Annotated in this window: 23 protein-coding genes; 11 read left to right on the top strand and 12 right to left on the bottom strand. The window is 71.7% G+C overall.

Annotated elements, in window-relative coordinates; translation table 11 throughout:
- Positions 1-22: 22 nt before the first annotated feature.
- Positions 23-1,108, top strand: a complete 1,086-nt coding sequence (gcvT, locus tag ACRDSK_RS04860) for a glycine cleavage system aminomethyltransferase GcvT (protein ID WP_431438689.1) — start codon at positions 23-25, stop codon at positions 1,106-1,108.
- A gap of 121 nt (positions 1,109-1,229) precedes the next feature.
- On the opposite strand, the gene ACRDSK_RS04855 is transcribed toward gcvT, so the two are convergent.
- Positions 1,230-1,529: a pyridoxamine 5'-phosphate oxidase family protein gene (locus ACRDSK_RS04855; protein ID WP_431438688.1), complete on the bottom strand. Its 300-nt coding sequence runs from the start codon at positions 1,527-1,529 to the stop codon at positions 1,230-1,232.
- 41 nt (positions 1,530-1,570) lie between these two features.
- Positions 1,571-2,527: a Ku protein gene (locus tag ACRDSK_RS04850; protein ID WP_431438687.1), complete on the bottom strand. Its 957-nt coding sequence runs from the start codon at positions 2,525-2,527 to the stop codon at positions 1,571-1,573.
- 151 nt (positions 2,528-2,678) lie between these two features.
- Between ACRDSK_RS04850 and ACRDSK_RS04845 the strand changes: the two genes are divergently transcribed.
- Positions 2,679-2,978, top strand: coding sequence for a WhiB family transcriptional regulator (locus ACRDSK_RS04845; protein ID WP_431438686.1), 300 nt, complete (start codon positions 2,679-2,681; stop codon positions 2,976-2,978).
- Here ACRDSK_RS04845 and ACRDSK_RS04840 read toward each other — a convergent pair.
- A complete protein-coding gene (locus ACRDSK_RS04840) occupies positions 2,975-3,790 on the bottom strand; it encodes an alpha/beta hydrolase (protein ID WP_431438685.1) in 816 nt (271 codons plus the stop codon). The two genes, ACRDSK_RS04845 and ACRDSK_RS04840, sit on opposite strands and share 4 nt — an antisense overlap.
- 82 nt (positions 3,791-3,872) lie before the next feature.
- Here ACRDSK_RS04840 and ACRDSK_RS04835 point away from each other — a divergent pair, with 82 nt between their 5' ends.
- Positions 3,873-6,857, top strand: coding sequence for a glycine--tRNA ligase (locus ACRDSK_RS04835; RefSeq protein WP_431438704.1), 2,985 nt, complete (start codon positions 3,873-3,875; stop codon positions 6,855-6,857).
- Positions 6,858-6,872: 15 nt separating this feature from the next.
- Here ACRDSK_RS04835 and ACRDSK_RS04830 read toward each other — a convergent pair whose 3' ends face one another.
- Entirely contained in the window at positions 6,873-7,124 is a 252-nt protein-coding gene (locus ACRDSK_RS04830; protein ID WP_431438684.1) for a hypothetical protein, read from the bottom strand.
- A gap of 166 nt (positions 7,125-7,290) precedes the next feature.
- On the opposite strand from ACRDSK_RS04830, the gene ACRDSK_RS04825 reads away from it, so the two are divergent.
- Entirely contained in the window at positions 7,291-7,497 is a 207-nt protein-coding gene (locus ACRDSK_RS04825; protein ID WP_431438683.1) for a hypothetical protein, read from the top strand.
- A gap of 15 nt (positions 7,498-7,512) precedes the next feature.
- On the opposite strand, the gene ACRDSK_RS04820 is transcribed toward ACRDSK_RS04825, so the two are convergent.
- The 3 genes from ACRDSK_RS04820 to ACRDSK_RS04810 are packed head-to-tail and all read right to left on the bottom strand — an operon-like array spanning position 7,513 to position 8,469.
- Positions 7,513-7,803: a hypothetical protein gene (locus ACRDSK_RS04820; RefSeq protein ID WP_431438681.1), complete on the bottom strand. Its 291-nt coding sequence runs from the start codon at positions 7,801-7,803 to the stop codon at positions 7,513-7,515.
- Positions 7,804-7,843: 40 nt separating this feature from the next.
- Positions 7,844-8,311, bottom strand: coding sequence for a hypothetical protein (locus ACRDSK_RS04815; RefSeq protein ID WP_431438680.1), 468 nt, complete (start codon positions 8,309-8,311; stop codon positions 7,844-7,846).
- Positions 8,308-8,469, bottom strand: coding sequence for a hypothetical protein (locus ACRDSK_RS04810; RefSeq protein ID WP_431438679.1), 162 nt, complete (start codon positions 8,467-8,469; stop codon positions 8,308-8,310). Before ACRDSK_RS04810 ends, ACRDSK_RS04815 begins: the two co-directional genes overlap by 4 nt.
- Before the next feature lie 300 nt (positions 8,470-8,769).
- On the opposite strand from ACRDSK_RS04810, the gene ACRDSK_RS04805 reads away from it, so the two are divergent.
- Complete coding sequence (locus ACRDSK_RS04805) at positions 8,770-9,027, top strand: hypothetical protein (RefSeq protein ID WP_431438678.1); 258 nt, start codon at positions 8,770-8,772, stop codon at positions 9,025-9,027.
- Here ACRDSK_RS04805 and ACRDSK_RS04800 read toward each other — a convergent pair.
- The 4 genes from ACRDSK_RS04800 to ACRDSK_RS04785 form a co-directional block, all read right to left on the bottom strand.
- Positions 9,024-11,375, bottom strand: coding sequence for a glycoside hydrolase family 65 protein (locus ACRDSK_RS04800; RefSeq protein WP_431438677.1), 2,352 nt, complete (start codon positions 11,373-11,375; stop codon positions 9,024-9,026). The genes ACRDSK_RS04805 and ACRDSK_RS04800 overlap by 4 nt on opposite strands.
- A complete protein-coding gene (locus ACRDSK_RS04795) occupies positions 11,372-12,112 on the bottom strand; it encodes an HAD family hydrolase (RefSeq protein ID WP_431438676.1) in 741 nt (246 codons plus the stop codon). The genes ACRDSK_RS04800 and ACRDSK_RS04795 overlap by 4 nt, the downstream gene beginning before the upstream one ends.
- 105 nt (positions 12,113-12,217) lie before the next feature.
- The gene (locus ACRDSK_RS04790; RefSeq protein ID WP_431438675.1) at positions 12,218-15,796 is read right to left on the bottom strand and encodes a hydantoinase B/oxoprolinase family protein; all 3,579 of its coding nucleotides are present in this window, start codon (positions 15,794-15,796) and stop codon (positions 12,218-12,220) included.
- Complete coding sequence (locus tag ACRDSK_RS04785) at positions 15,793-16,251, bottom strand: GNAT family N-acetyltransferase (protein ID WP_431438674.1); 459 nt, start codon at positions 16,249-16,251, stop codon at positions 15,793-15,795. Before ACRDSK_RS04785 ends, ACRDSK_RS04790 begins: the two co-directional genes overlap by 4 nt.
- 110 nt (positions 16,252-16,361) lie before the next feature.
- On the opposite strand from ACRDSK_RS04785, the gene ACRDSK_RS04780 reads away from it, so the two are divergent.
- Positions 16,362-16,871 (top strand): hypothetical protein, encoded by a 510-nt coding sequence (locus ACRDSK_RS04780; RefSeq protein WP_431438673.1) that lies wholly within the window; start codon positions 16,362-16,364, stop codon positions 16,869-16,871.
- A 5-nt stretch (positions 16,872-16,876) separates the two neighbouring features.
- Here ACRDSK_RS04780 and ACRDSK_RS04775 read toward each other — a convergent pair whose 3' ends face one another.
- Positions 16,877-17,602, bottom strand: a complete 726-nt coding sequence (locus ACRDSK_RS04775) for a PaaX family transcriptional regulator C-terminal domain-containing protein (RefSeq protein ID WP_431438672.1) — start codon at positions 17,600-17,602, stop codon at positions 16,877-16,879.
- A gap of 52 nt (positions 17,603-17,654) precedes the next feature.
- Here ACRDSK_RS04775 and ACRDSK_RS04770 point away from each other — a divergent pair, with 52 nt between their 5' ends.
- The 5 genes from ACRDSK_RS04770 to ACRDSK_RS04750 all read left to right on the top strand — a co-directional run bounded on the left by ACRDSK_RS04770 (position 17,655) and on the right by ACRDSK_RS04750 (position 23,312).
- Positions 17,655-19,283, top strand: coding sequence for an acyl-CoA dehydrogenase family protein (locus tag ACRDSK_RS04770; RefSeq protein ID WP_431438671.1), 1,629 nt, complete (start codon positions 17,655-17,657; stop codon positions 19,281-19,283).
- The gene (locus tag ACRDSK_RS04765; RefSeq protein ID WP_431438670.1) at positions 19,280-20,113 is read left to right on the top strand and encodes a crotonase/enoyl-CoA hydratase family protein; all 834 of its coding nucleotides are present in this window, start codon (positions 19,280-19,282) and stop codon (positions 20,111-20,113) included. Before ACRDSK_RS04770 ends, ACRDSK_RS04765 begins: the two co-directional genes overlap by 4 nt.
- Positions 20,114-20,214: 101 nt before the next feature.
- The gene (locus ACRDSK_RS04760; protein WP_431438669.1) at positions 20,215-21,417 is read left to right on the top strand and encodes a glycosyltransferase; all 1,203 of its coding nucleotides are present in this window, start codon (positions 20,215-20,217) and stop codon (positions 21,415-21,417) included.
- 111 nt (positions 21,418-21,528) lie between these two features.
- Entirely contained in the window at positions 21,529-22,266 is a 738-nt protein-coding gene (locus tag ACRDSK_RS04755) for a D-Ala-D-Ala carboxypeptidase family metallohydrolase (protein ID WP_431438668.1), read from the top strand.
- Positions 22,267-22,322: 56 nt separating this feature from the next.
- The gene (locus tag ACRDSK_RS04750; RefSeq protein ID WP_431438667.1) at positions 22,323-23,312 is read left to right on the top strand and encodes a zinc-binding alcohol dehydrogenase family protein; all 990 of its coding nucleotides are present in this window, start codon (positions 22,323-22,325) and stop codon (positions 23,310-23,312) included.
- The last annotated feature ends 224 nt before the right edge of the window (positions 23,313-23,536 follow it).

The raw sequence follows: 23,536 nt of genomic DNA, 5'->3' as shown, positions 1-23,536 counted from the left end.
CCGAACGGGCAGGATCGCTTCCATGAGCACACCCTCTCCGCTGCACGAGGTGCACGCCGCGCTCGGGGCCTCCTTCACCGACTTCGCCGGGTGGTCGATGCCGCTCCGCTACGGGAGCGAGCTGGCCGAGCACAAGGCGGTGCGCGAGGCAGCCGGCCTGTTCGACCTGTCGCACATGGGCGAGATCGAGCTCACCGGCCCGGAGGCGGCGCGGGCGCTGGACTACGCCCTGGTCGGCAACCTGTCCGGGGTGAAGGTGGGCCGCGCCCGGTACACGATGATGTGCGACGCCGACGGCGGCGTGCTCGACGACCTCGTGGTGTACCGGATCGGCGAGGACCACTTCATGGTGGTGGCCAACGCGTCGAACTCGGCGGTCGTGGCCGCGGAGCTGCGCACCCGCGCCGAGGGCTTCACGGTCGAGGTGGCGGACCGCTCGCGGGACTGCGCGCTGATCGCGGCGCAGGGGCCGCGATCGGCCGGGATCATCGGGCAGGTGTGCGACGCGGACCTCGACGCGCTGAAGTACTACGCCTCGACGCCGACGCGGATCGCTGGGCATGACGTGCTCCTCGCTCGGACCGGCTACACCGGTGAGGACGGTTTCGAGGTCTACGCGGAGTCGCCGCACGCGGCGGACGTGTGGCAGGCGCTGACCGCCGCGGGCGGGTCCGACCTGTCGCCGGCCGGCCTGGCGAGCCGCGACACGCTGCGACTCGAGGCGGGCATGCCGCTGTACGGCAACGAGCTCACGGTCGAGATGAGCCCGTTCGACGCCGGCCTGGGTCGGGTGGTGAAGTTCGAGAAGTCGGCGGACTTCGTCGGCCGGGCCGCGCTGGAACAGCGCAGCAAGGTCGAGGCGGCGTCGACGCTCGTCGGCCTGATCGGCGAGGGCCGGCGCGCACCGCGGCACGACTACCCGGTCGTGGACGGCGAGACCCCGGTGGGCACCGTGACGAGTGGCGCACTGTCCCCGACACTGGGCCACCCGATCGCGATGGCCTACGTGCCGCCCGCGCTGTCGCAGCCGGGCACGAAGCTGGCGGTCGACGTGCGCGGCAAGGCCTCGCCGGTCGAGGTCGTCAAGCTGCCGTTCTACAAGCGCTGAGGCACGTTTGGCCCACCCCACAGAACCTCAGGGGACCGTGACGTAACCCAGCCACCCACCACGCGCCCTTCCGCACTATCCGCTGGGTCGCAACCAACACTTTGAATTCCGGGGAGGCGGTTCAGAAGCCCTCGCCCTCGACGACGACCGCGCGCATGGGGTCGGCGAGGTGCATGGTGGCGGCGGGACGGGCGAGCGCGGTCCGACGGTGGACCGAGTGCTCGCTGCCGCCGTAGAACCACACGTCGTCGACCCATAACCCGTCGAGCGGGACGACGTGTGGCCGCCCGTCGGCACGGACGGTGGCGAGCCAGTAGGCGGTGGCCTGCTCGAGCTCCCGCCGCACGGCGGCCCAGCCGAGCGGCTTCTTCGGTGTGCCGTAGCCGGCAGGCAGGTCGAGCAGTTCGACGGTCGGCGTCATGGCGACACCGAACCACCGACCCCTGACAAATCTCGGGAACGCTAGGCGGCGCCCGCGCTCCTCGCCGTCGTGACGGCCTTCTCCAGCTCGTCACGGCTCATCTTGGAGCGGCCCTTGATGTCGAGGTCGCGGGCCAGCTTGTCGAGGTCGGCCTTCGACAGACCGGACAGGTTCTCCGACGAGGACGACGACGAGGACTCGGCGGGCGTGTCGCGGCGCTTCTTGCGGCCCTCGACGCTCTTGGAGAGCGCCTCGAACAGGTCCACCACCTTCGTCGGCTCCGACGGCGCCGTCTCGGCGACGATCTCCTTGCCCTCGCGCTTGTCCTCGATCAGCTTCTCGACCTGCTGGGTGTACGTGTCGTGGTAGTCCTCGGGCCGCCACTCGTCGGTCATCGAGTCGATCAGGCTGGTCGCCATCTCGATCTCCTTGCCGCGCGCGGTGGTGATCTCCGGCAGCGACTTGAGCTCCTTGGCCGGGTCGCGGATGTCCTCGGGGAACAGCAGCGTGTTCAGCACCAGCATCCCGTCACCGGCCCGCACGGCGGTCAGGTACTCCTTGCCGCGCATCACGAACGTCGCGATGCCGGCCCGGTTGGTCTTCTCCATGGCCTGGAGCAGCAGCGAGTAGGACTTGCCGTACTCGTCCTTGCTCGGTGCCAGCCAGTAGGTCTTCTGGAAGTGGACCGGGTCGATGTCGTCGAGCTCGACGAACGTGTTGATGTCGATCGTCCGCGAGCGCCCGGGCGCGATCGCGTCCAGCTCGTCCGGCTCGATGATCACGTACTCCCCGCCGCCGAGGTCGGCGCCCTTCACGATGTCGGAGAACGCCACCTCCTTGCCGGTCCGCTCGTTGACCCGCTTGTAGCGGATCCGGTCCGACGTCCCCCGCTCGAACTGCCGGAAGCTGATGGTGTGGTCCTCGGTCGCGCTGTACAGCTCGACCGGGATGGTCACCAGACCGAAGTTGATCGCTCCGCTCCAGATCGGTCTCGCCACTGCTACTGCCCTCCCCGCCGCCGTTCGTACCCGATCATCATGACCCCTTCGCCGAACGATGCACCAGTCCGGCATCTTTTTGGTTTGCGCCGCGAACGAGCTGGGTACCACCCGATTGCACGCCCAGGCGCGATTCTGAAGGAGCAGATCCATGGTCGACATGACGAGGCTGCCGGGACCTGTGTCGGAGACGTGGGACTGGCAGCGGTTGGGCGCCTGCCGGGGCAAGAACAGCGACATGTTCTTCCACCCGCGCGCCGAGCGTGGCCAGGCACGTGAGCAGCGCATCGCCCGTGCCAAGGAGATCTGCAAGGGGTGCCCGGTCATCGTCGAGTGCCGGCACCACGCACTGACCGTGTTCGAGCCGTACGGCATCTGGGGTGGCCTGGACGAGAGCGAGCGCCGGGCGGCGTACGCCCACCGCAAGCGCCGAGGGGAACACGTGGCCTAACCGGCCACCTCTACGGAGAGCCGGGCCGCGGCGTCGACCAGTCGGGGGTCGTCGAACAGCTCGGCGTCGTTGTGATCGGCGCCGGGTTGCTCGATGGACGTGACGGGTCCGCCCGCCACTCGCGCCACGGTCCGGCTCTGCTCTGCTGGTACGACCGAGTCCGCCGACCCGTAGACCACGACGGTCGGCACGCGCACGTCGCGGATCCGCTCCGCGAGGGGGTAGCGGTCCTTCAACAGCAGCCTGACCGGCAGGAACGGGTAATGCTCGCCCGCCACGTCGGCCAGCTCGGTGAACGGTGAGCGCAGCATCAGCCCGCCCGGCGGGTGCTCCGCGGCGAGCTCGGTGACGACCGCGCAGCCGAGGCTCTCCCCGAAGTAGACCAGCCGCTCCTGCGGCACCCCCAGCTCGTCCACCAGGTACGACCGCGCCGCGCGCACGTCCAGCGCCAGCCCGTCCTCGGTCGGGTCGCCGGGGTTGCCGCCGTAGCCGCGGTAGTCGAACAGCAGCACGGACATCCCGCGCGCCGCGAGCGCCGCGGCCAGCGGTGCCCGCAGCGCCCGGTCGCCCGCGTTGCCGTGCGCGAGCAGCACCGTCACGCCGAGGTCGCGGCCGGTCGCCGGCACGTACCAGGCGCCCAGCTCCAGCCCGTCGGCCGTCTCCAGCCGCACGTCGCGGGCGCCGGGCAGGACCGTGTCGGCGCGGGGCACCGGGTCCGTCGAGGGCAGGTAGATCAGTGAGCGCTGGAAGACGTAGGCGAGCGTCAACACGACCAGGACGAGCGCCACCACCGCGGCGAGCACCTGCAGCACCCGTCGAGTGTGACGTATCGGCCCGCGGCGGCCCATCGACTCGTCCATCGCTCGCAAACATTAGGGTTGTCCAGTGCTAACCATGCAGGACGCCTTGCTCGCGCTGACCCGATACTGGACCGACCGCGGCTGCATGATCGTGCAGCCGTTCAACACCGAGGTCGGTGCCGGCACCCTCAACCCGGCGACCATCCTGCGCGTGCTTGGTCCGGAGCCGTGGCGGGTGGCCTACGTCGAGCCGAGCGTGCGGCCCGACGACTCCCGGTACGGCGAGAACCCGAACCGGCTGCAGACGCACACCCAGTTCCAGGTCATCCTCAAGCCGGACCCGGGCGACCCGCAGGAGCAGTACCTGGCGAGCCTCGAGGCGCTGGGCGTCGACATCCACGCCCACGACATCCGGTTCGTGGAGGACAACTGGGCCAACCCGGCGACCGGCTCCTGGGGGCTGGGCTGGGAGGTCTGGCTGGACGGGCTGGAGATCACCCAGTTCACCTACTTCCAGCAGGCCGGCGCGATGACCGTCGACCCGGTGTCGGTGGAGATCACCTACGGCGTCGAGCGCATCATCATGGCGCTGCAGAACGTTAGCCACTTCAAGGACATCGCCTACGCGCCGGGCATCTCCTACGGCGAGGCGTTCGGCCAGGCCGAGTACGAGATGAGCCGGTTCTACCTCGACGACGCTGACGTCGACACCCAGCGCCGGCTGTTCGACGACTACGCCGCCGAGGCGCGCCGGATGCTCGACGCGCGACTGCCGGTGCCCGCGCACGTACACGTGCTGAAGTGCTCGCACACGTTCAACGTGCTGGACGCGCGCGGCGCGATCAGCACGACCGAGCGGGCGCGTGCGTTCGCCAGGATGCGTGGCTTCGCGCGCGAGGTGTCGGCACTCTGGGCGGCGCGGCGCGAGGAGCTCGGCCACCCGCTGGGCCTGAGCCCCGTGCTGGACCCGGCACCGGCGCCCACGTCATTCGCCGAGGTGTCCGCCCCGGCGCCGCTGCTGTTCGAGATCGGCACCGAGGAGCTGCCCGCCGGCGAGGTCGGCAGGACCGCCCGCGCGGTGCGGGAGGCGCTCGCCGACAAGCTCGCCGCCACCCGGTTGGCGCACGGCCAGGTCGAGGTCCACGCGACCCCGCGACGGCTGGTGGCGCTGGTCCCGGACGTGGCGCCGGCCGAGCCGGACGCGGAGCGGTTCGTGCGCGGCCCGCGGACCACGGCCGCCTTCGACGCCGCCGGCGAGCCGACCAAGGCCGCGCAGGGCTTCGCGCGCGGGCAGGGTGTCGAGGTGTCCGCGCTGGAGCGGGTCGAGGTGGACGGCGTCGAGCACGTCGGCGTGACGAAGACCGACGTGGGCCGCGGCGCCCTCGAGGTGCTCAGCGGCGTACTCGGCGGGCTCGTCGCGGAGCTGCGGGCGGACAAGAACATGCGGTGGAACGACCCGAAACTTTCGTTCAGCCGGCCGGTGCGCTGGCTGGTCGCGCTGCTCGGGACCGAGCTCGTGCCGGTCGCGGTGTCGGCCCTGTCGGCCGGCCGGACCACCCGGGTGCACCGGACCGCGGCGGAGCCGCTCGTCGAGGTGCCGTCGGCGTCGGGGTACCTGGAGTTCCTGTCCGGGCACGGGATCACGGCGGCCATCGCCGACCGGCGCGCGGTGATCGTCGGCGCGGCGCAGAAGCTGGCCGAGTCGGTCGGCGGGACGATCGACCTCGAGGGCGAGGCGGCGCTGCTCGACGAGATCACGAACCTGGTGGAGGAGCCGAACGCGATCCTGGGCGGGTTCGCGGAGTCCTACCTCGAGCTGCCGCAGGAGATCCTGACGACCGTGATGCGCAAGCACCAGCGGTACCTGCCGGTGCGGTCGGCGTCTGGGGAGCTGCTGGCGCACTTCGTGGCGGTGGCGAACGGTGCGTGCGACGCGGACGCGGTGCGGGCCGGCAACGAGGGCGTGCTGCGCGCGCGGTACGAGGATGCGAGCTTCTTCTGGCGGGCGGACCTGAAGGTGGCGCCGGCGGCGATGAAGGCGGAGCTGGCGCGGTTGGCGTTCGAGGAGCGCCTTGGCTCGATGGCCGACCGGGCGAACCGGATCGCGGCGGTCGCGGCCGACCTCGGTTCGACGCTGTCCGCCGCGGACCGGGAGACGCTGTCGCGGGCGGCGGCGCTCGCGAAGTTCGACCTCGGCTCGCAGATGGTGGTCGAGCTGACCAGCTTGGCCGGCGTGATGGCGCGGGAGTACGCGCTGCGGGCGGGGGAGCCGCAGGCGGTCGCGCAGGCGCTGTACGACATGGAGCGCCCGCGGTCGGCGGCCGACCTGCCGCCCACGTCGCTGCCGGGCGCGGTGCTGGCACTGGCGGACCGGTTCGACATGCTGATCGGCCTGTTCGCGGTCGGCGCGGCGCCGACCGGCAGCTCGGACCCGTTCGGCCTGCGGCGAGCCGCGGCCGGGGTGATCTCGATCCTGCGGGCGCACCCGTCGCTGCGGTCGATCACGCTCGCGCAGGGCCTGTCGGCGGCCGTGGCACACGTGCGGGCTCAGGGCATCGAGATCTCGGCGGCGGTGCCGGACGAGGTGGCCGAGTTCGTGACGCGCCGGTTCGAACAGCAGCTGCTCGACGCGGGGCACGACCACCGGCACGTGGCGGCTGTGGTGGCGCTGCCCCCGGCCACCGCGGACGAGACGCTGGCGGAGATCGAGCAGCGGGTGGGCGACGCCGACTTCGCCACGCTGGTGGCGGCTTTGCAGCGGGTGCGCCGGATCGTGCCGGCGGAGACGCAGGCGAGCTACGAGCCGGCCCGGCTGACCGAGCCGGCGGAGAGTGCGCTGCACCAGGCGCTGGTGAAGGTGAGCGAGTCGCTGGGCGCTGGGCCGCACTCGCTGTCGGACTTCGTCGCCTCGGCGACGGGCCTGACGGCTCCGATCAACACGTTCTTCGAGGACATCCTCGTGATGGCGGACGATCCGGAGGTGCGGGCCGCGCGCCTGGGACTGCTGGCCACGATCCGGGACCTGGCCGCGCCGGTCCTCGACTGGCAGGAACTGGGTACCAGCTTCGCGACGGAGTGAGGACGGGCCCGGCGGCTAGAGGAGGACTACTTCCCGTGCGCCGTCCGGGCCCTTGACTATCAGCTGCTCCCGGTTCTCCCGGACGGCGCGGTAGACGAAGTCGCCGTAGCCGATGAGACGGCGCAGGGCCTCGGTGAGGGTCACGCCCTCTCGCTCGATGACGTGCTCCAGAGCGGTGACAGTGTCCGGAGATACCGCCACGTTGATCCGCTTCGGCTCCGCGCGCTGGCTCTGCGTGGACTCGGCTCCTGCGCTCTTAGCCGACATGATCACATCCCGTGATGGTAGGTAGGGGCCAAACGGGTTAAGTGTATGTGCCGTCCTGGCGCAAGTGCAACACGGGAACTACACGTAATCGACACTTACGGACTGTTGTCCCAGTGTCGACACCGCGTTATCCTCGTAACTTGGCGCCGAGGAGGGCGACACGCAAATGCCAGACACTAGCTCCGCTCCGTACCGCGCACATCCGGTTACCTGGCGCATGCACGGCGACCTCGCCGACCCGTGCCCGGCCCGTCCCCGTCCGGACGTACAGCTGATAGTGAGCGGCATCGAACCGATAGACGACACCTGGTTCGACGCGGCCGACGGTCCTGTCGACACTCCGCTGTATCTGCTCATCCCGGTGCAGCGCTGAGGCGCGTGCCCGGGGTCAGCGCGATGAGGGTTTGAGGGCGCTCCACGCGGCGATCGTCGTCCCGACCACCAGGACGGAGCCGACCCCGACGAGCAGCACCGTGTCGAGGATGTAGTCCGTGCGCTGCTCGTCGTCGGGTATCCGGGGGTTGGTCGGCGAGCCGTAGGTGATGTTCTGCGGCTCGAACTCGTCCAACATGTCGACGCCGAACCAGATGAGCGCGCCGCCGCCGCCGAGAAGGACCAGGCACAGGACCGTCGCGGCCACGGCGCCGAGTGACTTCCCAACCCGCCGCGGAATCGGCATCGGAGCTCCTGTCGGTGCGTGGCGTCGACCGCCTCACACCTTAGGAGCCCTCGTCGGGAGGGCTCCCGGAGCCGCCGCGCCGGCGCGACCGACGGGTCTGGTAGTCACGCCCTGGGTTGATGTTCGCGCCCACGCCGAAGTACGCGCCCACGATCGTCGCGGCCGCGCCGAGCAGGATCGGCAGCGTGATCCGCGCGAGCTCGGTGGCGAACGACGAGCTGATCGCCTGCACCCACAGGCCCAGCACGAGCGCCAGGATCGTCAGCAGGATCAGCAGGCCGACCCCGATCAGCACCCACGTCTGCATGCGCAGGTAGTGCCGGCGTGCGGCGGTCTTCGCCTCGATCTCCGCATGCTGCGCCTTCAGCTCGAGCTCGCGGCCGCGCGCGATCAGCTCTCGGTTGCCAGGCACGGCGCGGTCGACCCAGGTGCCGTCCTCCTCGACCACGCCGGCGGGTGGCCTGCGAAACCGGCGTAACAGACGCGCCGGGTCGGGTGCCGGGCTCATGACGAGTCCGGCAGTGGCAGGAGCGCGATGAGCGGCTTGTCGACGGGCTGGTCGACGCAGTCTTCGAACCAGGTGACCTCCACCCGCGCCTCGCCCTCGACGCCGCGGCCGGTGATCGGCTCGGGACGCTGGCTCGCTGCCGGGCTGGTGTCCTGCATGATTCGCCGTTCCTTAGGTGTGGGCCGGCGATGCGATGGCGCCGCCGGAAGCGGGACCGGAGCGGGGTGTTCGCCATGCGAACGTCACTCTATAGAGCAGAATAACCCCAGAGCGCCACATAAACAACGGCTATCGTGTGGGTAGTACGTGTTGCATCCCTGTATTGCACGTGTCAAACTTGGTGAGCTGCCTAGTGGCGGCGGACAGCCAGCCAACGGAGGCGTGTCCGGGGCGGGATCACAGCAGGGCCGATCAGTCGTCAGGAAGTGCTCGCTATGCGCACAGATCAGGATGTGGTCATGTCGGGTAACCGCCCGGACGTCGAAGCCGTACAGCAGAGCCGCCCTCGCACGGAACCCAAGCGGATCAACGTGGCCATCTCACCGGAGATGGTCCGCGCGTTGGAGAACGTGATCGAGAACGAGGGCGTGACGCTCACCGAGGCGCTGCGGCGCCTGGTGGGCTATGGGGACTTCGTCTACCGCGCAGTCAAGGAAGGTGGTGAGCAGCTGACCGTCACGGGTCCCGATGGCACCAGAGAAGTCGTCCTGCTCTAGGAACGGCGCGTCGGCGTCCTGCGGCGCGGCGCCCGGCCGGCCGGTTGGGTCGGCGTCGGGAGCTCCGGTGCGGGCGGGACGTGTCGGCTCGCCGGCTCGGCGGTGATCGTGAGGTCCTCGCCGTGGTGGGTCACGGACAGCTCCGGTCCATCTAGCAACACGTAGTTCGCTTCGTCCTGGTTGATCTCCACAGCGAAGCGGCTGTCCCGGTAGGTCATCCGGAAAGCCAGTCGGGTGATCGCCCGGGGCAGCCGCGGGGCGAAGCTCAGCCGGCGGTTGTGGTCGCGCATGCCGCCGAACCCGGCGACCGCGACGACCCACGAGCCGGCCAGCGAGGCGATGTGCAACCCGTTGCGCACGTTGTGGTGCAGGTCGTGCAGGTCGGTGAACGCCGCCTCGGCGAAGTAGTCGTACGCCAGGTCCAGGTGCCCCACCTCCGCCGCGAGCACCGCCTGCGGGCACGCGGACAGCGATGAGTCCCGCACCGTCCGCGGCTCGTAGTAGGCCACGTTGCGCGCCTTCTGCTCTGCGGTGAACGCGTCGCCGCGCAGGTACATCGCCATGACCAGGTCGGCCTGCTTGACCACCTGCTTGCGGTACAGGTCGAAGTACGGGTAGTTCAGCAGCAGGGGATAGTGCGCGTCGGGGGTGTTCTCGAAGTCCCACTCGGCGTGCTCGGTGAACCGCTCCGACTGCGGGTGCACCTCGAGTACCTCGTCGTAGGGCACGACCATGTTGTCCGCGGCGTTGCGCCAGGCCTTCGTCTCCTCCTCGGTGACGCCGAGCATCGCGGCCGCCTCGGGCTGGCGCGCGCAGATGTCGCTGGCCTCGCGCAGGTTCCGCTGCGCCATCAGGTTCGTGTAGACGTTGTTGTCCACCACGGCCGTGTACTCGTCCGGCCCGGTGACGCCGTCGATGCGGAAGCCGCCGTGCACGTCGTGGTGGCCCAGCGAGGACCACAGCCGGGCGGTCTCGACGAGCAGGTCGACGGCGTGGTCGCGCTCGAAGTCGGTGTCCTCGGTCGCGGCGAGGTAGCGGACCGCGGCGTCGGCGACGTCCGCGGAGACGTGGAACGCCCCGGTGCCGGCCGGCCAGTACGCCGAGCACTCGGCGCCGTTGATCGAGCGCCAGGGGAACGCGGCGCCGTCCAGCCCGAGCGCCTCCGCCCGGTCCCGCGCCTTGTCCAATGTGGAGTGTCGCCAGCGCAGCGCGTCGCGGGCGGCCTCGGGCATCGTGTAGGTGAGCACCGGCAGCACGAACGTCTCGGAGTCCCAGAACGAGTGCCCGTCGTAGCCGGGGCCGGTCAGGCCCTTGGCCGGGATCGCCCGGCTCTCGCCGCGGGCCCCGGCCTGCAGCACGTGGAACAGCGCGAACCGGACCGCCTGCTGCAGCTCGTCGTCGCCGTCGATCTCGACGTCCGCGGTGGCCCAGAAGTCGTCGAGGAACCGCCGCTGCTCGGTGAGCAGCCCGCTCCAGCCGGTCTGCATCGCGCCGGAGAGCGCGGCGTGGACCTGCGCGCGCAGCGCCGGCGCGGACCGGCGGGCCGACCAGCCGTAGCCGAGGTACTTGGTGACGCGCAGGGTCGAGCCCGCCGGCACGTCGACCGCGGCGGTGAGCCGGGCGAGGTCGTCCTCGGCGTGGATCTCGCAGCGCAGCCCGTTGTCGGTCTCCAGCTCGTGGTTCATCGCCGCGGCCAGGCGCAGCCCCGATTGCCCGGTGCGGTGCACGAGCACGGCGTGATAGTCCTGGGCCGCGACCTCCTCGGCGACCAGCGGCGCGGACAGGGTGGCGGCGACCCGGGGGTCCTTGCTGTGTGCCTCGACCGGCTCGTTGGCGAGCAGGTCGGACTGCACGACCAGCTGCACGTCGCCGTCCATCGGCTCGACCTCGAAGCGGATCGCGGCGACCGCGCGCTGGGTGAACGACACCAGCCGCTCGGTGCGCACCCGGACCCGGCGACCGGTCGGCGACTCCCACACGGTGTCGCGGCGCAGCGTCCCGGTGCGGAAGTCCAGCACCCGGTGGTGCTCGACGGCGCGGCCGTAGCGCATGTCGAGCGGCTCGTCCTGGACGAGCAGTCGGATGATCTTGCCGTCGGTGACGTTGACGACCGTCTGGCCGTCCTCCGGGTAGCCGTAGCCGGCCTCGGCGTAGGGCAGCGGGTGCTGCTCGTAGAAGCCGTTGAGGTAGGTGCCGGGCAGGCCGCGCGGCTCGCCCTCCTCGAGGGTGCCGCGCAGCCCGATGTGGCCGTTGGAGAGCGCGAAGATCGACTCGGTCCTCTCGAGCGCGTCGAGGTCGAGGGTGTTCCAGCGCAGCTCCCACGGGGAGACCTGGAAGCCGTGGTTCATGCACCCGCCCCTTCGTCCAGCAGCTCGGCGAGGTCGGTGACCACGACGTCCGCGCCGTGGGCCGCCAGCGCATCGGCCTGCCCGACCCGGTCGACGCCGACGACGTAGCCGAAGCCGCCGGTCTTGCCGGCCTGCACGCCGGACAGGGCGTCCTCGAACACCGCCGCGTGCTCCTTGTCGACGCCCAACGCCTCGGCGCCGGCGAGGAACGAGTCCGGCGCCGGCTTGCCGCGCATGCCCCGCTCGGCGATCACGACGCCGTCGATGCGGGCCTCGACGTAGTCGGTCAGCTCGGCGGCCTCCAGCACGGCCGCGCCGTTGGCCGACGAGGTGACGACGGCGATCTTGATGCCGGCCGCCCGGGCGGCCTCGAGGTAGCGCACGGAGCCGGGGTAGGGGTTGACCCCGCGCTCGGCGATGATCTGCTGGACGCGCTCGTTCTTCCGGTTGCCGACCCCGTGCACGGTCTCCGCGGCCGTGGGGTCGTCGGGCGCCCCCTCGGGCAGCACGATCTCGCGCGCGGCGAGGAAGGCACGCACCCCGTCGAACCGGGGCCGGCCGTCGACGTAGTTGTTGTAGTCCGACTCGGAGAAGGGTTCGAACCCCGCGCCGTCGCGGGCACGCAGCAGCGCGTCGAAGGTCTCCTTCCACGCGGCCCGGTGCAGCTCAGCGGTACCGGTGAGCACCCCGTCGAGGTCGAAGAGGCAGGCCGTCACGTGGTCTGGCAAGCCGATCACAGGGGCACGCTACCCGAGCGAGCCCGATCCGGCGGCACGTGCGGGTACCGCGGAATCGAGCACAGACGGCGCCGACGGGCTGTCGGTCAGGTCGGGGTTGGAAGGTCAGCCCGTGCTCTCGCGACCGTAGCCGCCGCCGCCCGGGGTCACGATCTCCAGGACGTCGCCCGGCTCGAGGTCGGCGCTGTCGCAGCCGGACAGCTCCCGAACCTCCCCACTCGCCCGCAGGATCCGGTTGCGGCCGAGTGCGCCGGGGGAGCCGCCCGCCATGCCGTACGGCGGCACCCGTCGGTGACCGGACAACGTCGACACGGTCATCGGCTCGCGGAAGCGGATCCGGCGGACCGCGCCCTCACCGCCGGGCCACCGGCCCCCGCCGCCGCTGCCCGCGCGCACCGCGAACTCGTCCAGGAACACCGGGAAGCGCCACTCCAGCACCTCCGGGTCGGTCAGCCGCGAGTTCGTCATGTGGGTCTGCACCACCGACGCGCCGGGGAACCCGTTGCCCGCACCGGAACCCGAGCCGACCGTCTCGTAGTACTGGTACTCGTCGTTGCCGAACGTGACGTTGTTCATCGTGCCCGAGCCCTCCGCCAGCACGCCCAGCGCCGCGTACAGCGCGCCGGTGATCGCCTGCGATGTCTCCACGTTGCCCGCGACCACGGCCGCCGGGAACTCCGGCGCCAGCATCGAGCCCGGCGGGATGACCATCCGCAGCGGCCGCAGGCAGCCGTCGTTGAGCGGGATCTCGTCGGCCACCAGCGTGCGGAAGACGTACAGCACGGCCGCGGTCGCCACCGAGGTCGGGGCGTTGAAGTTCGTGCCCAGCTGCGCGGAGGTGCCGGTGAAGTCGATGACCGCCGAGCGGGCGGCGCGGTCGACCTCGATGCGGACGGCGATCACCGCGCCGGAGTCCATCTCGTAGCGGTACTCGCCGTCGTCCAGGGCGTCGATGACCCGGCGGACCGCCTCCTCGGCGTTGTCCTGCACGTGGCGCATGTACGCGCCGACGACGTCCAGTCCGAAGTGGTCGATCATCTTGCCGACCTCGGCCACGCCCTTGTGGTTCGCGGCGATCTTGGCGCGCAGGTCGGTGAGGTTGGTCTGCGGGTCGCGGGACGGGTACCGCGCCGAGGACAGGTGCTCGAGCGTCTCCGCCTCGCGCAGCCGGCCGTCCTCGACCAGCAGCCAGTTGTCGAAAAGCACGCCCTCCTCGTGCACGTCCCGGCTCGTCGCCGGCATCGAGCCCGGGGTGATGCCGCCGATCTCCGCGTGGTGGCCGCGGGAGGCCACGAAGAACAGCAGGTCCTCGCCGGAGAACACCGGCGTCACCACGGTCACGTCCGGCAGATGGGTGCCGCCGTGGTACGGGTCGTTGACGGCGTACACCGAACCGGGGCGCATGTCCGCGCCCGCGCGCCGAACCACCTCCTGGACGCTCGTGCCCATCGATCCCAGGTGGACGGGGATGTGCGGCGCGTTCGCGATCAGGTTGCCCTCGGCGTCGAACAGCGCGCACGAGAAGTCCAGTCGCTCGCGGATGTTCACCGACTGGGCGGTCGACTCGAGCGCGGTGCCCATCTGCTCGGCGATCGACATGAACAGGTTGTTGAAGATCTCCAGCAGCACCGGGTCCGCGCGCTTGGCGTCCACATCGGACTCATCGGCCATGGCGGCCTCGCGACTCACCAGGAGGTGGCCCGACTCGGTGAGCGAGGTCCGCCAGCCCGGCTCGACGACGGTCGTCGCGTTGGCCTCCGCGATGATCGCCGGGCCGGTGACCGACTCGCCGGGGCGCATCCGTTCCCGTTGGTACAGCGGGGCTTGCCGCCACTCGCCGCCGGAGTAGAGCTCGACGCTGCCGGGCTCGGCCGGCTCGGCGGCGATCGCCGCGTGCGAGAGGTCGGGCTGCTCGGTCAGGCCCGTCGCCTCGACCGACACCGCCTCGACGATCAGCGGGCGGTCCATGAGGAACGAGTACGTGCGCCGGTAGCCGGTCTCGAACTCCGTCGTCATGTCCGCGAGCCCGGCCAGCTCGACCTGCACGGTCGTGTCCGTGCCGTCGTAGCGCAGGTGCGCGCGGCGGGTGACCCGGACGCGGTCGGCCGGCACGCCCTCGTCGCGCAGCTCCGCGGTCGAGGTCGCCGTCAGCTCCTCGGCGACCTCGGCCAGCCGCGGCATGGTGTCCTCGTCGAGCTGGGCGATCACGGACTGCTCGCGCATCGCGGTCGTGTCCGCCAGGCCGATGCCGAGCGCGGACAGGACGCCGGCCATCGGCGGCACCAGCACCGTGCGGATCCCGAGCGAGTCGGCGACCGCGCACGCGTGCTGCCCGCCCGCGCCGCCGAAGGTCGTCAGCACGTACTCGGTGACGTCGTGGCCCTTCTCGACGGAGATCCGCTTGACCGCGTTCGCCATGTTCGCCACCGCGATCCGCAGGAACCCCTCGGCCACCTGTTCGGGCGCGCGCCCGTCACCGATCTGTTCGGTCAGCTCGCCGAACTTCGAGCGGACGATCCGCGCGTCCAGCGGTTCGTCGCCGTCCGGCCCGAACACGTGCGGGAAGTGCGCGGGCTGGACGCGGCCCAGCATCACGTTGGCGTCGGTGACGGTCAGCGGGCCGCCCCCGCGGTAGCAGGCCGGGCCGGGGTTCGCCCCGGCCGAGTCCGGGCCGACCCGGTAGCGGCTGCCGTCGAAGTGCAGGATCGACCCGCCGCCGGCGGCGACCGTGTGGATGGCGAGCATCGGCGCTCGCAGCCGCACGCCGGCGACCTGTGTGTGGAAGACGCGCTCGTAGTCGCCGGCGAAGTGGGACACGTCGGTCGACGTGCCGCCCATGTCGAAGCCGATGACCTTGTCGAAGCCGGCGAGCTGGGACATCCGTGCCATGCCGACGATGCCGCCCGCCGGGCCGGACAGGATCGCGTCCTTGCCGCGGAAGTGGCCGGCCTCCGCGAGCCCGCCGTTGGACTGCATGAACATCAGCGGCACGCCGGAGAGCTGGCCGGCGACCGCGTCGACGTAGCGGTGCAGGACGGGGGAGAGGTAGGCGTCGACGACCGTCGTGTCGCCGCGGGGGACCAGCTTCATCAGGGGGCTGACCTCGCTGGACAGCGAGACCTGGGGGAAGCCGAGCGCCGCGGCGAGCTTGCCGGCGGCCTCCTCGTGGGCGGAGTGGAGATGGCTGTGCAGGAAGACGACCGCGAGGGCCTCGATCCCGTCGGCACGGGCCCGGTCGAGGTCGGCCCGCAGGGCGTCGAGGTCGGGCGGGCGGACGACGGTGCCGTCGGCCTGGATGCGTTCGTCGACCTCGATGACGCGCTCGTAGAGCAGCTCGGGCAGCTCGATGTGCTGGGCGAAGATCTTGGGCCGGTTCTGGTAGGCGATGCGCAGCGCGTCGCGAAAGCCCTTGGTGATGACCAGGGCGGTGCGCTCGCCGCCGCGGGTGAGCAGCGCGTTGGTGGCGACGGTGGTGCCCATGCGGACCTGGTCGACGTCCTTGGTCGGGACGTCGTCGTGCTCGGTCAGCCCCAGCAGCTTGCGGATGCCGGCGACCGCGGCGTCGGCGTAGCGGGTCGGGTTGTCGGAGAGGAGCTTGTGGGTGGTCAGCGTTCCGTCGGGACCGAGCGCCACGATGTCGGTGAACGTGCCGCCGCGGTCAACCCAGAACTGCCAACCGGTCATCCCTCCAGTGTCCCGTAGGTGAGCCGCGGGAGCATGCGGCCTTCGATCGCCACGGACGGCGCCTCGCCGGTGCGCTTGGCGCCCATGGCCAGGTAGAAGGCCTCGGCGTGCGGGTCGGAGTCGATGGTGAACCGCTCGAAGCCCAGCCCGACCGAGGCCTCGACGGCGTGTCGCCAGAGCGCGCGGCCGACCCCGGTGCCGATGTGCGTCGGGTCGACGAACAGGTGCCCCAGCTCGCCGGTCGGTGGTTCTCCGGCGAGGGTGTAGAACCCCGCGACGTCCCCCGTCACCTCGGCCACGACGGTCCGGTAGGCGAGCACGTGATGCCCGGAGAGGTACATGACCCGCCGGCTGGCCGCGAGGAAGTCGGTGTCGTACCCCCAGTGCGCCTTGGATCGCATGGCGAGCTCGTTGATCAGATCGGCTTCGTCGAACCGAGCGAGGCGGAGCTGCATGCCCGCGAGCCTACGTGCGGTGTGGTCACCCGTCCGGCGGTGTCGGCGCGCTCGCGCCGGTACGCAGCATGGAAGGTTGAACCGGAGCCGGTGAGGGTGGTGTCGGCGGGGTGGCACGTCGAAGGCGCCGGCGCGGCGCGTCCGCGCCGTTCCGGGCCTGGGGGCTCGTGCTGTCGCTCGTCCTCGGCTATGCCTTGTGGCAGGGGCAGTGGGCCGCCGCCGGGTGGGTCGCCCTCACACTCTCGTTCTACCTGCTCCTGGTGCGGCACACGAGGTGCCGGGTCGAGACCCGCCAACATCGACCGTGTCCCTTGGGTGCGCGCGGTTTCCTGGGCAGCTGTGGCCATCACCTCGGGCTCAAGCGCGGACTGCCGAGGGTGGTGCGGCGCGGCTCGTTCGGACTGCCCGCGTTCATGTGGCCGCGGGTCGATCTCGCGCCACCGGTGGTGCGGGCGGCCGCGTCGCCGGCGAGCGGTTGGCAGGAGGCGGGAGCGCCGAGGGGCTCGTCCGCGGAGCCGCCCGCACGGGGAGCTTGGCGCGACTCCGCCATGTTGTGGCTTGCTGTCGCCGGTGTGTTGGTTGCCCTCGCGAGCTTTCTCCGGGACCTCGTCGCCGGGTGAGGCTCTCAGTCGACGCCCAGGTGGGTGCGTAGGACCGACTGGAACGTCTTGTCGAAGTCCTCGTAGCGGGATCGCAGCGCCTCACCCGGCCAGGCGGCGGGCAGGAGCGACTCCGGCAGCAGCGGGTCGGCGACGAAGTGGCGCAGTACGGCCGCCGCGAGGATGAAGCTCGCCGGCAGTGCCGGCGCCTCGTCGAGGGCGGTGTGCAGCTGGCGGGCCCGGGTCGCCCACGAGTCGAGGTTCCACAGGGTCGCGGCCAACGCCGCGGGGTCGTCGCCGGGGCGGCCGAGCAACAAGACGCAGTCGACCGCGAGCGGACGGGCCAGGTTCGCCGGGCGCAGCCACGTGCCCTCCCGCAGCTCGGCCAGCCGCAGCTCGGCCATCGTCTGGCGGAAGGCAGTGCGCTCGGCCGGCGGCCGGCGGTCCGCCCGGACCACGGCGATCTCCCACTCGCCGGACCAGGGACGGACCGCCGGGGCGCGGCTCGCGTCCTGCCGCGCCTGCCGGGACACGAGCCGTGCGGTCAGCTCGTAGTCGCCGTTCACGTGCACGAGGTCACCGGCCGCGACCATGCGCGACAGCGCCACCCGGATGGTGCCCTCGGCGATGTCGAACAGCTCGCCCACCCGCACCAGGCCGCGGGCCGGCAGCCGCGGCGGGTGCGCGCCGAGCAGCGTGCTGAGCACCGCCGACCGGGCGGTCAGCGGGCGGAGTCCGGAGATGTCGGGCATCGTGTCCTTACAAGCCTAGCATCACGTGTACGAGAAATGTAACATGACCGCCATGCCGGCAACCCACGACGTAACCAACCAGGTCCCCCCGCTCGTCGGGCACGACACGGCCGACGACCCGACCCTCCTCGACGGCCTGCGCCGCGAGGGCGCGGGCTGGGCCGAGGACGACCTGCACGCGCTCGGCAAGCTCGCCGGCAGCGCCGAGGCCCAGGAGTGGGGCCGCCTCGCCAACGAGCACGAGCCGGTCCTGCGCACACACGACCGCTACGGCAACCGGATCGACGAGGTCGAGTACCACCCCGCCTACCACGAGCTGATGACGGTCGCGGTCGAGCGCGGTCTGCACGCCGCCCCCTGGGCCGACGACCGCGAGGGCGCGCACGTGGCCCGCGCGGCGAAGCTCCAGCTGTGGAGCCAGGTCGAGGGCGGACACTCGTGCCCGATCTCGATGACCTACGCCGTGGTCCCCGCGCTGCGCCACAACCCCGAGCTCGCCGCGCGCTTCGAGCCGCTGCTCTCCGCGACCACCTACGACCCCGGCCTGCGCGTGCCGGAGACCAAGCGTGGGCTGACCGCCGGCATGTCGATGACCGAGAAGCAGGGCGGCTCGGACGTCCGCGCGAACACCACCCGCGCGGTCCCGCAGGACGACGGCAGCTACCTGCTGACCGGCCACAAGTGGTTCACCTCCGCGCCCATGTGCGACGTCTTCCTCGTGCTCGCGCAGGCACCCGGCGGCCTGTCCTGCTTCCTGCTCCCGCGCGTGCTGCCCGACGGCACCCGCAACCGGATGCACCTGCAGCGGCTCAAGGACAAGCTCGGCAACCGCTCGAACGCCTCCTCCGAGGTCGAGTACGACGAGGCCGTCGCGTGGCTCGTGGGGGAGGAGGGCCACGGTGTCCGCACGATCATCCAGATGGTCAACATGACCCGGCTGGACTGCGTGCTCGCCGGCTCCGCCGGGATGCGGGCGGGCCTGGTGCAGGCCGTGCACCACGCGACCCACCGGCAGGCGTTCGGCAGCTACCTCGTCGACACCCCGCTGATGGGCAACGTCCTCGCCGACCTCACGATCGAGTCCGAGGCGGCCACCACGCTCGCCATGCGGCTCGCCGGCGCCACCGACCGCGCCGCGGCCGGCGACGAGCAGGAGGCGGCCTTCCGCCGGCTCGGGCTCGCGGTGAGCAAGTACTGGGTGTGCAAGCGGGCGTCCACGCACGCCGCCGAGGCGCTGGAATGCCTGGGCGGCAACGGGTACGTGGAGGAGTCGGGCATGCCGCGGCTCTACCGGGAGGCGCCGCTCATCTCGATCTGGGAGGGTTCGGGCAACGTGGCCGCGCTCGACGTGCTGCGCGCCATGGTGTCGGGCACCGAGGCGTTCTTCGCCGAGGTCGATCGCTCCGCGGGCGCCGACCGCCGGCTGGACGGGTCGGTCGAGCGGCTCAAGGTGGAACTCAGCAGGCTGTCCGACCCGGTCGCCGCCCAGACCGCCGCGCGCCGGCTGGTCGAGCGGATGGCGTTGGTGCTGCAGGGATCCCTGCTCGTGCGGTACGGCCACCCGGCGGTCGCGGACGCCTTCTGCGCGTCCCGCCTCGGTGGCGACTGGGGCGTCGCGTTCGGCACCCTGCCGTCCGGAGTGGACACCGCCGCGATCGTCGAGCGCGCCCGGTTCAAGTGACGGGCCAGGCGGTTCGGACCGAGACCGAGGCCGGGGTCCGCTCGATCGTGCTGTGCCGGGCGGAGGAGTACAACACGATCACCCCGCAGCTGCGGGACGAGCTGGCGGCGGCGATCGACGAGGCGGACGCCGACCCGGCGGTGCGGGTGATGCTGCTGCGCGCGGAGGGGCCGGCCTTCTGCGCCGGGTACGGCCTGGACTGGTCGACCGACGCGCAGGCCGACGAGCGGACGTGGGACTCCGCGCGGGACTACCGGCTGCTGAGCTCCTTTGTGGACGTCTATCTGAAGCTCTGGTACGCGGCCAAGCCGACCGTCGCGGCGGTGCACGGCTGGTGCATCGCGGGTGGCACGGACCTGGTGCTGTGCGCGGACCTGATCGTGGCGGGGGAGGGTGCGACGTTCGGCTACCCGCCGGCGCGGGTCTGGGGCGTCCCGACGACGCCGATGTGGGTGTACCGCCTGGGCTTCGAGCAGACGAAGCGCTACCTGCTGACCGGCGACGAGATCCGCGCGCCCCGGGCGGCGGAGATCGGTCTGGTCTGCGAGTGCGTGCCGGACGCGGACCTGCTCGAGCACGCGACGGCGCTGGCCCGGCGGATGGCCATGCTGCCGGGCAACCAGCTGGAGATGCTGAAGCTCGCGTGCAACCAGACCGCGGAGAACATGGGCCTGCGCTCGGCGACGACGCTGGGCCGGCTGTTCGACGGCGTGGCGCGGCATACCCAGGAGGGCAGGGACTTCGTGGCCCGAGCCCAGGAGACGGGCTTTCGCCAGGCGGTCCGCGAACGGGACGACCCGTTCGGCGACTACGGCTCGCGCCCCCGCTGAAACGTCCCATTGGAACGTATAGCGCATGGGTGGGCTTGCGGCAAGACCCCGGTGGCGGCTCAGACTTCGTGCCCTGGAGGCGTCACACGAGGGGGAGTCCGATGCGGGTGTTGCTGTCGACGATCGGGTCGCGTGGGGACGTCCAGCCGCTGGTCGCGCTGGCGCTGCGGGTGCGCGAGCACGGCGCCGAGGTCCGCGTGTGCGCGCCGCCCGACTTCGGCGAGTGGATCGAGGGCCACGGGATCCCGTTCGTGCCGATCGGTCCGTCGCTGCGCGGGACCGCGAAGGCGGCACCGCCGCGGATGTCGTCCACGCCCGAGCAGCGGCGGCAGACGGTGGCCGGCACGGTGGCCGCCCAGTTCGAGACGCTCCCGGCGGCGGCGCGGGACTGCGACGTGATCGTGGCCGCCACGGCGCTGCAGCTCGCCGCGCGCTCGGTGGCCGAGCACCGGGGGATCCGCTACGTGTACGCGAGCTTCTGCCCGGCGGCCCTGCCGTCCCCGCACCACGCACCGCCGGTCCTGGCGATGCTGGGCGACACCCCCGCGGACGGGACGGTCGACAACCGCGAGCTCTGGGCCGCGGAGGCGCGGCGACAGAACGAGATCTGGCGTGAGCCGCTCGACGCGCACCGGGCGGACCTCGGCCTGGCCCCGGTCGACGACGTGTCCGCGCACGTGTTCACCGCCGCGCCGTGGCTCGCCGCCGACCCGACACTCGCGCCGTGGCCGCGGACGCCGGGCCTCGACGTGTTCCAGCCGGGTGCCTGGATCCTGCCGGACCACCGGCCGCTGCCGGCCGAGCTGACGAACTTCCTCGACGCCGGCGAACCGCCGGTGTACTTCGGCTTCGGCAGCAGCCGCGTGCCGGAGGGCCTCACCGAGACGATGGTGGCGACCGCCCGCGCCTTCGGCCGCCGGCTGGTCGCCTCCCGGGGCTGGGCCGAGCTCACGGTGGTGGACGACGAACCCGACTGCATCGCAGTCGGCGAGGTCAACCAGCAGGCGCTCTTCCGGCGGGTCGCGGCCGTCGTGCACCACGGCGGCGCGGGCACCACCACCGCGGCGGCCCGGGCCGGGGCGCCACAGGTCGTCGTGCCCCAGCACTACGACCAGCACTTCTTCGCCCAGCGGGTCCGCGACCTCGGGATCGGCGCCGCGCACCCGCCGACCGCCCCGACCACCGACTCGATGACCACCGCACTCGACCACGCCCTGGGCTGCGCGCACGCGGCGGAGTCGGTGGCCGGCGCGGTGCACACCGACGGAGCGGACGTCGCCGCTCGGCGGCTTGTGCAAAAGTGACGGATTGGCGGAAATTGTCCAACTATCCGTTGACTTAGGTAGATCTACGCTGCCACGATCGTCGGCGGCGACGGACCCCCTGCACCGTCGCATTTCCCTGTGGAGGCGTTTATGCGCAAGCGTCTTGTCTACCTCCTCGCCGCGTTCGTCCTCGTGGTCTCCGGCACGGTCACCATCGCCGTGGTCGCGTCGCCCGAGGCCGCGGCGGACGAGTGCTTCACCTGGAACCGCAACCTCTCGCAAGGAGCGAGCGGCGCGGACGTCACCCAGCTGCAGATCCGCGTGGCGGGCTGGGCGGCGTCCGGCGAGAACATCTCGCTCGACGGCGCGTTCGGGCCCGCGACCACGAACGCGGTCAAGCGGTTCCAAGCGGGCTACGGCCTCGGCGCGGACGGCGTGGCCGGGCCGGCCACGTTCAACAAGATCTATGAGCTGCAGGACGGCGACTGCACACCGATCCACTTCGCCTACTCCGAGTTCGACGACAACTGCGGCGCCAACAACTTCAACGGCGGCAAGGTTTCGGCGGCGACGGCGAAGGAGAACATCCGGCGGATCATGTGGCAGCTGGAGGCCATGCGGAAGAAGATGGGCGACCGCCCGCTCAACGTCACCTCCGCCTTCCGCAGCGTCGCGTGCAACAGCTCGGTCGGCGGCTCGGCGACCAGCCTGCACATGTACGGGCAGGCGGCCGACCTCGGGCTGAGCAACCCGCCGCAGTGCACGATGTGGAACTCCGGCAAGACGGCCGGGTTCGAGGAGCTCCTCGGCCCGGGCTACCCCGGCCACAACGACCACGTCCACGTGGGCAACAAGGCGAGCCGCTTCTGGAGCGCGCCGAACTGCTGATCAACCAACCAGAAGAGCCCGGGCCAAGGCCCGGGCTCTTTCGGCACTATGGCCACATGCGTGCATGGCGCGTCGAACGACCCGGCCCGGCCGACTCCGGCCCGATGCGGCTGCGCGACGTCCCGACGCCCTCGCCCGGCCCGGGCGAGCTGCTGGTCCGGGTCCGCGCCTGCGGCGTCTGCCGGACCGACCTGCACGTCGCCGAGGGCGACCTGGCGGTCCGCCGGCCGCTCGTGGTTCCCGGGCACGAGGTCGTCGGCCAGGTCGTAAACGGGGCCGGCGAGTTCGTGCCCGGCGACCTGGTGGGCATCGCGTGGCTGCGGGCCACCTGCGGGACGTGCCGGTTCTGCCGCCGTGGCGCGGAGAACCTCTGCCCGGACTCGCGCTACACCGGCTGGGACGCCGACGGCGGGTACGCCGACCTCGCCGTCGTGCCGGCCGACTACGCGCTGCGGCTGCCGCTCGGCTACAGCGACAGCACGCTCGCGCCGTTGCTGTGCGCGGGGATCATCGGCTACCACGCGCTCGCGCGGGCCGAGCTGCCGCCGGGCGGTCGGCTCGGCGTCTACGGGTTCGGGGGCAGCGCGCACCTCGCCGCGCAGGTGGCGATCGCGCGGGGAGCGACCGTGCACGTGATGACCCGCAGCCACGCCGCGCGGCGGCTGGCGCTGGAGCTGGGTGCGGCCTCGGCGCAGGGCGCGGCGGACGCGCCGCCCGAGCCGCTGGACTCGGCGATCCTCTTCGCGCCGGCCGGCGAGCTGGTGCTGCCGGCGCTGGCCGCGCTGGACCGGGGCGGCACGCTGTCGATCGCCGGCATCCATCTGAGCGACATTCCGCCGCTGAACTACGAACGACATCTGTTCCAGGACCGGCAGCTGCGCAGCGTCACCGCGAACACCCGCGCGCAGGCGAGGGAGTTCCTCGCGTTCGCCGGCGCGCACCGGTTGCACGTCGAGACCACGGACTACCCACTCGAAACGGCTGACCGCGCGCTGCTCGACCTCGCCGAGGGGCGGGTGAACGGGGCGGCCGTGCTCGTCCCCTGACGAGCCCGATTCAAGCACTCCGGATTGGGGCCTCATCGGGACACGGACCAGGTGCCGAGCGCGGGGTCCGGGCAGGGCGCGGTCGGCGGACTGTCGAGCATCCGGCCGAGGTCGGTCCGCAGCGCGGCGAGCCGGGCCAGCTCGGCGATGTTCCGCCTCCCGGACTTCGAACTTCTGGTCGCGTTCGAGATGTCGGGTTCGGCCAGGTCGCGTACTTGCGGTCG

It is taken from the genome of Actinophytocola sp. (genome assembly GCF_050699915.1).
Classification (GTDB): domain Bacteria; phylum Actinomycetota; class Actinomycetes; order Mycobacteriales; family Pseudonocardiaceae; genus Actinophytocola.
Note: the sequence above shows the minus strand (reverse complement) of the source record. Positions and strands in the feature narration are given on the sequence as shown.

Bases quoted from the DNA above. Each gene is read 5' to 3' on its own strand.
- ACRDSK_RS04750 (WP_431438667.1), top strand. From the start codon at position 22,323: ATGCGTGCATGGCGCGTCGAACGACCCGGCCCGGCCGACTCCGGCCCG.
- ACRDSK_RS04755 (WP_431438668.1), top strand. From the start codon at position 21,529: ATGCGCAAGCGTCTTGTCTACCTCCTCGCCGCGTTCGTCCTCGTGGTC.
- ACRDSK_RS04830 (WP_431438684.1), bottom strand. From the start codon at position 7,124: ATGTCGGCTAAGAGCGCAGGAGCCGAGTCCACGCAGAGCCAGCGCGCG.
- ACRDSK_RS04825 (WP_431438683.1), top strand. From the start codon at position 7,291: ATGCCAGACACTAGCTCCGCTCCGTACCGCGCACATCCGGTTACCTGG.
- ACRDSK_RS04790 (WP_431438675.1), bottom strand. From the start codon at position 15,796: ATGACCGGTTGGCAGTTCTGGGTTGACCGCGGCGGCACGTTCACCGAC.
- ACRDSK_RS04770 (WP_431438671.1), top strand. From the start codon at position 17,655: ATGCCGGCAACCCACGACGTAACCAACCAGGTCCCCCCGCTCGTCGGG.
- ACRDSK_RS04820 (WP_431438681.1), bottom strand. From the start codon at position 7,803: ATGCCGATTCCGCGGCGGGTTGGGAAGTCACTCGGCGCCGTGGCCGCG.
- ACRDSK_RS04810 (WP_431438679.1), bottom strand. From the start codon at position 8,469: ATGCAGGACACCAGCCCGGCAGCGAGCCAGCGTCCCGAGCCGATCACC.
- ACRDSK_RS04815 (WP_431438680.1), bottom strand. From the start codon at position 8,311: ATGAGCCCGGCACCCGACCCGGCGCGTCTGTTACGCCGGTTTCGCAGG.
- ACRDSK_RS04785 (WP_431438674.1), bottom strand. From the start codon at position 16,251: ATGCAGCTCCGCCTCGCTCGGTTCGACGAAGCCGATCTGATCAACGAG.
- gcvT (WP_431438689.1), top strand. From the start codon at position 23: ATGAGCACACCCTCTCCGCTGCACGAGGTGCACGCCGCGCTCGGGGCC.
- ACRDSK_RS04835 (WP_431438704.1), top strand. From the start codon at position 3,873: ATGCAGGACGCCTTGCTCGCGCTGACCCGATACTGGACCGACCGCGGC.
- ACRDSK_RS04805 (WP_431438678.1), top strand. From the start codon at position 8,770: ATGTCGGGTAACCGCCCGGACGTCGAAGCCGTACAGCAGAGCCGCCCT.
- ACRDSK_RS04845 (WP_431438686.1), top strand. From the start codon at position 2,679: ATGGTCGACATGACGAGGCTGCCGGGACCTGTGTCGGAGACGTGGGAC.
- ACRDSK_RS04775 (WP_431438672.1), bottom strand. From the start codon at position 17,602: ATGCCCGACATCTCCGGACTCCGCCCGCTGACCGCCCGGTCGGCGGTG.
- ACRDSK_RS04800 (WP_431438677.1), bottom strand. From the start codon at position 11,375: ATGAACCACGGCTTCCAGGTCTCCCCGTGGGAGCTGCGCTGGAACACC.
- ACRDSK_RS04855 (WP_431438688.1), bottom strand. From the start codon at position 1,529: ATGACGCCGACCGTCGAACTGCTCGACCTGCCTGCCGGCTACGGCACA.
- ACRDSK_RS04760 (WP_431438669.1), top strand. From the start codon at position 20,215: ATGCGGGTGTTGCTGTCGACGATCGGGTCGCGTGGGGACGTCCAGCCG.